The following is an 11436-nucleotide window of genomic DNA, read 5'->3' on the forward strand; positions in this document are numbered from 1 at the left end:
TACCTTATACCTTATTGCTTAATTTATTTTCCAACCATATAAAACCATCCTTAATATATTTAGGTAATTCGCGTTTTATACAGTTATCAGATGTACAGTTATCAGATGTAATGAGTTTATAAAGTAACTGACTCGCAAATTCAGATTTGCCATCATTATTGCTAAGACTTCGCTGTAATCTAAATGAATTCTGTATTAAGTTTTCCATTTTTTTTCCGTCTTCAGTTATGTCGTTATAAATATTTGGTCTAATATTAGATATTACTTTATGCAAAAGAGCATTTTTGTAATGAGTTAATATGATGGCTTCTTCAAAACTTGTTGCAAATTGCCCCTCGATGGGATCTTTTTGATAGACAGCATAGAGCAAACCTTCTTCAAAATAATCTTTTAAATCGATGAGGCAAATGGTTTTATCTGATGTATCTGATGTATCTGAGTTAATTAAATTTTTTAATAAATAAATTAATGTTGGATTAGTGGTATGTCTATTTTCTAGAGACGTTATTTGTGCATAATTTATTTGATCAGAATCTTGGTTAAAACAAATAGGGCATTGTTGATCTTTTTCTTTGTGTTTTTTATTTTTCTCGCAGCTATATCTTTTGATATCTAAATCAGTAATGATTAGGCAAGGAATATTTAATTTTCGAATTAAAGGCAAATAGACTTTACTATGAGCACCATCGATTCTAAATATTGAGATATAGTAATTATTTAATATCTTATTTTGTTCTAAATAATAATATAACAATGTTTCTTCTGTTACTCCTTCCACAAGGATAACCGCATCTGAAAAGAACAATTCAGATACTTTGTATTTAATATGTTTTTTTAAGAATAAAATATCATTCTCTCTCGTTGGGCTATCTTCTTCAAAAATATTCGTGTCATCTAAAGGTATCGAAACTGAATATTGATTTTTAATTGTTAAATAATTAATATTATTGAAAGAATTTGAACCATGAATTTTACTATTTACAATATGAGAGGAGTGCGTTGTTACTATGATTTGACATTGAAGTGTTTTCTTACTTTCTGACTCCTTATAAGCTAATTCTAAAGCTTTTTGAACGGCATTATCAATTCGAGAAATAAAAAACTCTTGCATTTGCGGATGCATGAATACTTCTGGTTCTTCAATAAATAATAAATTTATTCGACTTTGATGGCAATTTTCTTCATAAGTATCAATATAATGAATTATTTCACCGATGATATTGAGTAAGTTTATATAACCTAAACCAAATTGATCTTCGGGTATGAAATCATCACCATCAGTAAAGCTATATTTAATTAAATTTTTTAGAATACTTTTTTGTGTAACATTTCCTCTTAATTGCATGCCAACGTGATTTTCATGTTCAATCTTCTGTAAAATTGTAGAAACAGATTCATTTTTGCCTTGAACTCTTTCTGTAATGGTATCATTGATGGTTTTAATATCATTCTTAAATAAATCTTTATATCTCTCATCGTCGAATTGAGAAGAGACAATTCGTTGAAAAACACTTGTAAGTACATTTTCATTTAGATGACGATTCGCTCTGATATATCTAATTGAAAATAGGTTATGCAATGAAAAAGAATTAATATCAGTATCATTTTTATTTTTGTATGTAACTTTATATTCAATAACCGATTTATCATCAAGCAGCTCACATAGTTTTTCTAACAGTATATTATTTTTTGAATTAGTATTAATTTGATCTTCTTCGGTTTCGGTTTCTTTAATTATTTTTTTAATATGATCATGAAAAAGTTGGGTATCTTTTAATTCATATATAACTTTTATTTCAATTGCTTCTGCTATTCCATTATGACTTAATGTGATAAATTGGGAAAGGTTTGTAATAAGATCTTGACATCCATTAAAGTCGATTTTTACCCTAAGTATGAACTCTAACTCAGGAGTAGGAAGGTTTTCGAATGGTTTATCTGCTTTATAAATTTCTAGATACCTATTAAGTAATTTTTTTAAATAATAGATATTGAAATCAGACGATTTAAGAGATTTGTTTCTTTCTTCAGTAATGAAAGCTAACGCATTAGTAATTGTTGATTTTCCAGCATTGTTTTTACCAATAATTAATGTACTTGATGGAGAAATTAAAGGTTCTGATTTTCTATCTTCATCTTGATGATTGGATGAATGAGCGATCTGACTGGGATTGACAAAATATACTGTATTATCCTCTTCGCCAAACTTTCGATAATTTTTTATCGTAAAGCTCTCTAAATACATTATTTATCTCCTTATATACACTTATAAAATCAGTATGGGAATCCAATCTATCTTCACATGAAATATTTTTGTTTTAATTACGTAAAAAATTAGTTAACAAAAGGTAGATAGAGATTCTTTTAAATGAACAGATATTTTGCAGCTAGACCATGTAATCATTGGTTCATTCATTATTAAAACTCTTCCTTCCTATTTAAGAGTGTTATCTTATTAAATAATATCAGAAAATTTTCTAATTTGAAATTGATTATTTATCTTCACATTCTATTATTTTTTTAAAACGCTCCAAATATCTGCTGTTCGGTCAGTAGAGTCGAAACGAATTTTTGCTCGAGGCAGAATTCTTTATTTGCTCATATTTTGCAACAAAAATAATTGGAAAAAAAAAATAATATTCGACCTACTCTTTTTTCTTGCTCGTCCAATCTAGTTGCCTTAAATATCCCCGTTGAGCTTACTGAACTATCCTACACATATTCCCCAACAGTATCATGATGTGTAGTAATAATGCCTTACTTGCAATTCATTGAGTGCTATAGATGACATAAGATAGAATACCATGCTCAAATCCCTAGAAACCTGTGCCAAAACTTTCTGGTTTGTAAAACTTTGATTTTGATAATATGCTATAGCTTCTTGATCAAAATTATACCCGAGACTATGCGGTGAACGTTGAACTTTAGGATCAATGGTTTAAGAAGGATTGCACAGTAGTGCATTCCTACTGTCGATGAATAGGTTGGTATTAGTCAACATCATTCTTAAAATAAGGATTAACTTTGCCTTGCTGCCTATATCAATTTAAAGTAGTCGTTTGTAACTAGGTTTTTAACTTACAGATGAGTAATTAATCACTTTTTTATTAGGAACGATTAACCACATATTAACGCAGATGATTATTTTTAATTAATAAAGCACGTTGATTTGAAGAAGCACAATGCGTTTCATAATGTTCTGATACTATTAATAAAAAAGGGAAAGTTGGTTAAAGATAATCTCCTTCCAAAAGACGGTTATTGTTGACGCAAGAAACAGATCCGTATCATCAGCAAATAATAGGAAAGTCAATGTCGAAGCGAATTTTACGTCGTTGAAGATATTTTTTTAATTTCTATTTACTCTTACTGTAATAGGATTATGACAGTATCCCCCCGCTAGAGCGATAACTTATGTGGATTGTCTGTCTAACTGAATAGAGACGAAAACCTACCTCAGAATTAAAGAAGACCGGTCTAAATGTGGCACATTTTATTATGTAATAATGGATGATAGTCTTGTTGAATCAAACTACCTCAGGTTATGCTTAACAAGTCAGCGAATCATGCCTTGTTTATCCCGTCATCTTAAATAAAATCAACCTTTATTTTTGCTACCATTATCTGTTAACAAGGAAATAGGATATCAAGGAAGATATCTATAAATTTCTTTATTTTTAATGGAGATATTCGAAAGCATGATGACTTATTTTTATTAATTGGCAAGACTGTTGATTAATTAGAATAGTTTAAGTATTTATAGCATCAATATTGTTGATCAAGTCGAAAATGTATTTTTTATCATGTGCAAAATTGTGATTTTCTGTACCAAATAAGGAAGTGTAAGAAATCATCCCCTCTAATGCCAACATGATAAAATGAGAAACTTCTTCGCATGATTGTGTTTTGCCTAAACATTCTTGAATCGTAGTTTGAATCCAATATTTATGTTCTCGTGCAATTGTACAAATTTCTTCATTTTTATTTTGATATTCAGCTTGAGCACGAACAAACATGCAACCATGAAAATTATCACTATGAAACCATCGAATATACCATGAAATAATGGCATTTATCTTGTCAATTTTATCCGAAAAGACAGCCACCACATTGGTAAGAGACTCTCTAAAGAAAGCATCTCTTCTCAATAGCACTTTACATACTAACCCATTTTTATCACTAAAATATTTATAAAGTGTTCTTTTAGAGACACCTGCACGGTTTGCCACTAAATCTAAACTTATAGCACGATAGCCTTGTTCATTAAATAATAATTCAGCAGAATCCAATATATTATCTACAATCTCGGGTTTAAGTTTCATTACTCTACTCATTTCAAATTGGTTCGAAAACGACCTCAATTATATCACGATTATGATTATAGAATATTTTAAGAATAACATTTGATCATTTCTGACTAAATAACTACACTATGTAAACGATACAGTTTACATAGTGTAGTTATTTATCTTTTTTTATATAAATATAAGGAGCAGGCATGTTTAAAAAAATCGTTGGTGGGGAAGTTTTACAATCTAGACCCGATGTAAAAACAATACTGAGAGGTTTTGCAGGTGGATTTTTGGGGATTATCGTGTTACTTTTAATTACCCGTTTATATGGTGTTGTTTCAATTATGGCGCCATTAGGAGCGACGTGTGTTTTGTTATTCGCTGTCCCTAAATCTCCATTAGCTCAACCTAGAAATATTATTGGAGGGCATTTAATTTCTACATTAATAGGATTATTAACAATGAATCTATTTGGTGATGGAATGCTCCCTATCGCATTCGCTGTTGGTGCTTCAATTGCATTAATGCAACTACTGCGTGTTGTTCACGCACCTGCTGGAGCTAATCCACTCCTTATTATAATGTCAGGAACGACTAATTATTCATTTTTACTTACACCTGTACTTATTGGATCAGTATTGCTAGTTATTATTGCATTAGTGATCAATAATATTGGTATTGGTACTCGCTGGCCTTGTTACTGGTTTGGATATCAGCTAAGTATAAGTAAAAGGAAGATAAAATCAAAAAAGGAATAATCCACCCATTTTATTTCTAACCATTTCAACCGTTTGAGAATTAATTTCAGTACAACAAAGAGTTAAATTAATTAATCGATTCATACTCATATTATCTTGATAAGAAATAAAATAAAAAACAAAAGGAATATAAAATTGAAAGCATAAAAAGGTCTACCTACTCAAAACAAGATAGCATCAAACTGAATCAGAAATGAATGTATCAATGTTCAAATTGCAAAGTAAGATACTTAAAAGTGTAAGTATAAGCCGTGTATTTTAAATTCTCATCAATAGTTTGGCTTAGAAAGATAAGTACGTAACGCTTTGATTACTTAGTATCCACTGGCATTATACGATGTTAGTAAATAAATAATTAGAATTGGAGCGGGAAACGAGGTTCGAACTCGCGACCTCAACCTTGGCAAGGTTGCGCTCTACCAACTGAGCTATTCCCGCATGAGAAGTGTTTTAAATGGTGCCCGGGGCGAGACTTGAACTCGCACGGCCAAAAAGGCCGAGGGATTTTAAATCCCTTGTGTCTACCGATTTCACCACCCGGGCTCAAAACTAATTACTAAATGTAATTGCGTTTTGGATGCTGTGCATTTTACTCATTTGAGAAATATCGTCAACTAAAAAATAAAAATAATTGTTCGATTGCTCAATGTTTATCACATTTGCGAGTTTATTAACCTTTTTTACTATTAACGATGTTTTTTAGATCCATAATCGGTAAAATTCAAATAGGCATAAATTTTCTTGAGCTAAATTAGAATATAGTTTTTAACGTCAAATTTTTCACGCTTGAAGATCAGAACATAAAAATATTTAGGTTTATTGTACATAAATTTATGTTCTGAATAGTGGCATTAGCAAAACGCTAGTTAACAATACGACGATTTTGCTACTACGAATGGATGATAAAAAAACGGTAGTTTAATTAAACACTAAAAGATGAACCACAACCACATGTGGATGTTGCATTAGGATTATCTACTACAAAACGTGAACCCTGTAAGCCTTCAACATAATCAATAGTGCCTCCAACTAGATACTGTAAACTCATTGGATCTACAACAAGTGATACACCATTTTTTTCGATAGCAAGATCGTCTTCATTTACATTTTCATCAAAAGTGAAACCATATTGAAAACCACTACAACCACCACCAGTTATGTAAACTCGTAATTTTAGGTTTGGATTTTCTTCTTCTGTGACTAATAATTTAACTTTATTAGCGGCAGCATCCGTAAAGTTAATCGGAAAAGCATTACTCATTTTTTTCTCCCAATATTTGATAGCGATATTATATACCGTTGCTGATTGAAAATACAAAACGAAAACTTCTATTAAATAAATTTTTAATCGCTAACTTGAATTTATTTTGATTTTATGAATAAATACAACAAATTTTTTTACAGAGGTTACCTCAATGAAGCTAAATAAATTTAAGTCAGAAAAGTTGTATCATCAAGCATTATCTGTAATGCCTGGTGGTGTAAACTCTCCTGTGCGGGCTTTTAATGGTGTAGGTGGTACACCATTATTTATTGAACGCGCAAATGGCGCTTATATTTATGATGTTGATGGGAAAGCATATATTGATTATGTTGGTTCTTGGGGGCCAATGATCTTAGGGCATAACGATCCCGATGTAGCTAGTGCAGTTATTGATGCCATTCACAATGGATTAAGTTATGGTGCGCCAACAGAAATAGAAACCAAAGTAGCTAATCTTGTTACACAGTTAATGCCTTCAATTGAAATGCTACGTATGGTAAATTCAGGCACAGAAGCAACCATGAGTGCGATACGTGTTGCTCGTGGATTTACTGGACGAGATAAAATTATTAAATTTGAAGGTTGTTATCATGGGCATGCGGATTACTTATTAGTTAAAGCAGGGTCTGGTGCCCTCACCTTTGGTCATCCTACTTCACCGGGCGTCCCTAATGATTTTGTAAAACATACTTTAGTGTGTGATTATAATAATTTGGCATCCGTTAAACAACAATTTGAGCAATATCCTAACGACATTGCTGCGATTATTGTTGAGCCTGTAGCAGGAAATATGAATTGTGTTCCTGCGAGAAAAGAGTTTCTGCATGGATTACGGACATTATGTGATGAATATGGAGCACTCTTAATTATCGATGAAGTGATGACTGGATTTAGAGTCGCTTTGGGCGGAGCTCAAGATTATTATGATGTAGTGCCGGATTTAACATGTTTAGGAAAAATTATTGGCGGTGGCATGCCTGTCGGTGCGTTTGGTGGACGAGCTGACATTATGCAACAATTGGCTCCAACTGGACCTATTTATCAAGCAGGCACATTATCCGGCAATCCAGTTGCCATGGCTGCGGGATATACAACTTTGACTAAACTGATGGAAGTAGGTATCTATCAAGAATTAATGGATAAAACAGCAGTATTAGCTAATGGTCTAAAAAAAGCAGCCAAAACACATAATGTCCCCTTAGTAGTCAATCACGCAGGTGCCATGTTTGGACTATTTTTCACAACCGCTGATGAAGTAAGCAGCTATCAGGATGTTATGCAGTGTAATATTGAATTATTCAAAAAATTCTATCATTATATGCTCGCTGAAGGTGTTTATCTTGCGCCATCTGCATTTGAAGCAGGCTTCATGTCGATTAAACATACCGACAGGGAGATCAATCACACAATTGATGCAGCAAATCGTTTTTTTAGTAACTTAAACTTTTAGTTTATAAATTCTCTATTTTTAAACAAAAGGCATGACACTATTTTTTAATACACTACAGAGATAAAAAATTAAATTATTAAAATAGGTAAATATTATATGGTTAATCCTCTAAAAGAAGGTGAAAAAGCACCTGAGTTTTCATTACCTGACCAAGATGGAGAGTACATCAGCTTGAAAGATTTTAAAGGTCAACGTGTTTTAATCTATTTTTATCCCAAAGCCATGACACCCGGTTGTACAGTGCAAGCTTGTAATTTACGAGATAGTTCTGATGATTTCAACCAATACGATGTGGTGATCCTTGGCATTAGTACAGATAAACCTGAAAAGTTATCTCGATTTGTTGAAAAAGAGTTGTTAAATTTTACTTTGCTTTCTGATGAAAATCATGAAGTTGCCCAAGCATTTGGGACTTGGGGCGAAAAAGAATTCATGGGTAAAACCTATGAAGGTATTCATCGAATTAGTTTTTTAATTAGCAAAGACGGGAATATTGAAAAAGTTTTTGATAATTTTAAAACAAGCGATCATCATGAAATCGTTTTAGACTATTTAGAAAATCAATCTAACTAATTTTTCAAGCAGATTAAATTGTTTAATCTGCTTTAATTTCTTTTATTCCATTATTATTAATATCTTCAGGTGTTGGCCAAGCGTTAATAATAGCTTTAACTAATGTAGCCAATGGTATAGCAAAAAATATTCCCCAAAATCCCCATAATCCCCCATACACAATCACAGAAATAATAATCACTAACGGATGAAGATTTAATTTCTCTGAAAATAAACAAGGTACCAATAAATTGCCATCCAACGCTTGGATTAAAACATAACAGATCATTAAATAGGTAAATTCAGGACTTATTCCCCACTGGAAGATGGCAATTAGCACTACAGGGATCGTTGAAATAATAATGCCAATATATGGAATCAATACTGATAGACCGACAATCACTGCAAGCAACAAACCATAATCCAATCCAAAATACCAAAATGGAATATACACACAAACAGCTAAAATGATTATGTGTAACACATTGCCAACGATATAGTTTGAGATTTGCATATCCATTTCAGCGGCTACCTTATTTAAAATCGTACGATTTTTAGGTAAAATTTTAGAACAATAGGCTAATATCTTGGTTTTGTCCTTTAATAAAAAAAACATCATTATGGGTACCAAAACAGCGTTAATTGCAACGGATACAAACCCTAACAAAGAGACAATTGAAAATTGTAATAATGAGTTTCCTGTTTGCACAACTTTGCTCGTAATGCCTTGAATTATTGAGTCAAATAACCTAACATCAATTAATTCAGGATAATGTTGAGGTAAAGTTGTTAAGAAATTATTAGCAAAATTAAGCATGTTAGGAATATTAGTGATCAAGCTAATACTTTGCTGCCAAATCAATGGTAGTAAAATCATGATTCCGACAAGAACTACCATCATAAACAGTAATAAAACAATAATAACTGCTAATGTTCTTGGCAAACCTTTTCTATGTAAAAAATTAACAGGACTATCGAGTAAATAGGAAAGCACTATGGCAATTAATATAGGTAGCAGAATTTTATTGAAAAAATAGATGATAATAAATAAGCCGATAATCACCGCCATTAATGACACTACATGCGGATCACTAAAACGCTTTTTATACCATTCCATAAACATTTTTAACATCAAAATTCTCCTATCGTACGGGTTACTTGAATTATAAACTCTTTAATTGATTATTTTTTAAAACCACCTAATATACCACGGGTGATTTTTCGACTAATTTGATTCACTACTTGTCTAGTTGCACTTTTAGCTAGCTGTTGGGCAATACCATCATGTTGTCCACCTTTTGGTCCTGTGGAACCAAAGAATATTGAGCGGAAAAAATCAAGTAATCCACCACCGTTTTTATTTTGTTGATTAATCGGGTTGTTATTTACGCTTTGATCATTCTTATCAGACAGAGAGTTAGATAAGTTATTTAATGAAAATCCATTTTTTAATATCTCATAAGCAGATTGACGATCAATAGTCGATTGATATTTGTTATAATACTGGGAATGTTGGATAATTGCTGATTGGTTTTCTGGAGACATTGCCCCCATTTTCGATCCTGGTGCAATAACAAAACCACGTTCGACCATATTCGGACGACCTTTTTCATCTAAAAAAGAAATCAATGCTTCACCAACACCTAATTCCATTATCGCTTTCTCAGTATCAAAACTTGGATTAGCACGCATTGTTTGTGCAGCGGTTTTGACGGCCTTTTGATCTTTTGGTGTAAAAGCTCGTAAAGCATGTTGAACACGATTACCTAATTGCCCTAATACGGTATCCGGAATATCTGTCGGGTTTTGCGAAGCAAAATAAATACCCACCCCTTTGGAGCGAATTAAACGTACTACTTGTTCAATTTTTTCTAGTAAAGCTGGCGAAATATCATTAAATAACAAATGGGCTTCATCAAAAAAGAACACCAGTTTAGGTTTGTCTGGATCACCAATTTCGGGTAAATGTTCAAATAGTTCAGATAAGAGCCATAAAAGGAAAACAGAATACAATTTAGGTGAATTATATAATTTTTGTGCAGACAAAATATTGATAATTCCTTTTCCTTCTGCATTTACTTGTATTAAGTCTTGAATATCAAGCATGGGTTCGCCAAGAAAAAATTCAGCACCTTGTTGTTCAAGCGTCAGTAGTCCACGTTGAATTGCTCCTATTGACGAAAGTGAAATATTACCGTATTGAGTTATAAATTGTTTGGCATTCTCACCAACAAATTGAATTAAAGAACGAAGATCCTTGAAATCAAGTAACAATAAACCATTATCATCAGCGATTTTAAAAACCAATTGCAATACACCGGATTGAATATCATTTAGATTGAGTAATCGTGCTAATAAAATCGGACCTATATCAGATACGGTACTACGAACAGGTATCCCTTTTTCAGCAAAAACATCCCAGAGTTCAATGGGTGATGCATCAGGTTGCCAATTATTAACTTGTATATTATCTAAACGAGCCTTCAATTTCTCCGTTAAAATAGCCTTTTCCCCAAGACCAGTTAAATCGCCTTTAACATCAGCAAGAAAAACTGGTACGCCTATTTGTGAAAAACCTTCGGCCATTTTTTGTAATGTAACTGTTTTACCCGTACCTGTTGCGCCAGTAATTAAACCATGACGATTAGCTAATGCTGCTATAATGGATAAATCTTTGCCATGGCTTTTGGCGATTATGATCGATTCACTCATGGATTAACCTCTTGAAAAATGTTGTTTAATATTTGATGGATAAAAACAATTTACCTATTTTGTCAATTAAATGCTTTTTACTGTTAAAGTTTTAAAGAATATTGTATGCTGAATTAGCAGTAACCGCTATTTTTATTATCCATCTAGCCAATATAAGGAGCCGTTATGTTTCCAGAATATCGCGAATTAATCTCTAAATTGAAAAATAACGATTTACGTTTTCAAAAACTGTTTGATTTACACAATGAACTTGATCAAAAAATTAAAAATATTGAGTCTGGAATTACTGTTGATACGAGCGAAACGATAGATGAGTTGAAAAAACAAAAACTAAAACTGAAAGATGAAATTTATGATATTTTAAGAAAAACCAATGATAACCATTTAAAGTTATAGTTAATTAAATAG

General features: G+C 32.0%; 9 protein-coding genes and 2 tRNA genes. 4 read left to right on the plus strand and 7 right to left on the minus strand.

Translation table 11 applies throughout. From position 1 onward, the window contains the following. Positions 1–4: 4 nt before the first annotated feature. The gene (locus J4T76_RS00070) at positions 5–2245 is read right to left on the minus strand and encodes an AAA family ATPase (RefSeq protein ID WP_267355790.1); all 2241 of its coding nucleotides are present in this window, start codon (positions 2243–2245) and stop codon (positions 5–7) included. A 1504-nt stretch (positions 2246–3749) separates the two neighbouring features. Beyond that, complete coding sequence (locus J4T76_RS00075) at positions 3750–4322, minus strand: TetR/AcrR family transcriptional regulator (protein WP_267340969.1); 573 nt, start codon at positions 4320–4322, stop codon at positions 3750–3752. Positions 4323–4498: 176 nt separating this feature from the next. On the opposite strand from J4T76_RS00075, the gene J4T76_RS00080 reads away from it, so the two are divergent. Then, positions 4499–5050 carry an HPP family protein gene (locus J4T76_RS00080; RefSeq protein ID WP_267340970.1) on the plus strand — a complete coding sequence of 184 codons (552 nt, stop codon included), beginning with the start codon at positions 4499–4501 and terminating at the stop codon, positions 5048–5050. A 362-nt stretch (positions 5051–5412) separates the two neighbouring features. Here J4T76_RS00080 and J4T76_RS00085 read toward each other — a convergent pair. From J4T76_RS00085 to erpA, 3 genes are all read right to left on the minus strand, one after another. Continuing rightward, positions 5413–5488: transfer RNA gene (locus J4T76_RS00085), tRNA-Gly, on the minus strand. Between the two features lie 17 nt (positions 5489–5505). Next, positions 5506–5593, minus strand: a tRNA-Leu gene (locus J4T76_RS00090). Between the two features lie 379 nt (positions 5594–5972). Continuing rightward, positions 5973–6311: an iron-sulfur cluster insertion protein ErpA gene (gene erpA / locus J4T76_RS00095; protein ID WP_267340971.1), complete on the minus strand. Its 339-nt coding sequence runs from the start codon at positions 6309–6311 to the stop codon at positions 5973–5975. 154 nt (positions 6312–6465) lie between these two features. Between erpA and hemL the strand changes: the two genes are divergently transcribed. After that, positions 6466–7764, plus strand: coding sequence for a glutamate-1-semialdehyde 2,1-aminomutase (hemL, locus tag J4T76_RS00100; protein WP_267355788.1), 1299 nt, complete (start codon positions 6466–6468; stop codon positions 7762–7764). A 96-nt stretch (positions 7765–7860) separates the two neighbouring features. Then, a complete protein-coding gene (gene bcp, locus J4T76_RS00105) occupies positions 7861–8337 on the plus strand; it encodes a thioredoxin-dependent thiol peroxidase (RefSeq protein WP_267340975.1) in 477 nt (158 codons plus the stop codon). 22 nt (positions 8338–8359) lie between these two features. Here bcp and J4T76_RS00110 read toward each other — a convergent pair whose 3' ends face one another. Next, positions 8360–9448 (minus strand): AI-2E family transporter, encoded by a 1089-nt coding sequence (locus J4T76_RS00110; protein ID WP_267340976.1) that lies wholly within the window; start codon positions 9446–9448, stop codon positions 8360–8362. Between the two features lie 50 nt (positions 9449–9498). Beyond that, positions 9499–11028, minus strand: coding sequence for a helicase HerA-like C-terminal domain-containing protein (locus tag J4T76_RS00115; protein ID WP_267355786.1), 1530 nt, complete (start codon positions 11026–11028; stop codon positions 9499–9501). Between the two features lie 165 nt (positions 11029–11193). Here J4T76_RS00115 and J4T76_RS00120 point away from each other — a divergent pair, with 165 nt between their 5' ends. Then, the gene (locus J4T76_RS00120) at positions 11194–11424 is read left to right on the plus strand and encodes a YdcH family protein (RefSeq protein WP_267340979.1); all 231 of its coding nucleotides are present in this window, start codon (positions 11194–11196) and stop codon (positions 11422–11424) included. Positions 11425–11436: the final 12 nt, after the last annotated feature.

Origin of the sequence: Gilliamella sp. B3022 (assembly GCF_028751545.1) — a bacterium.
Lineage (GTDB): Bacteria > Pseudomonadota > Gammaproteobacteria > Enterobacterales > Orbaceae > Gilliamella.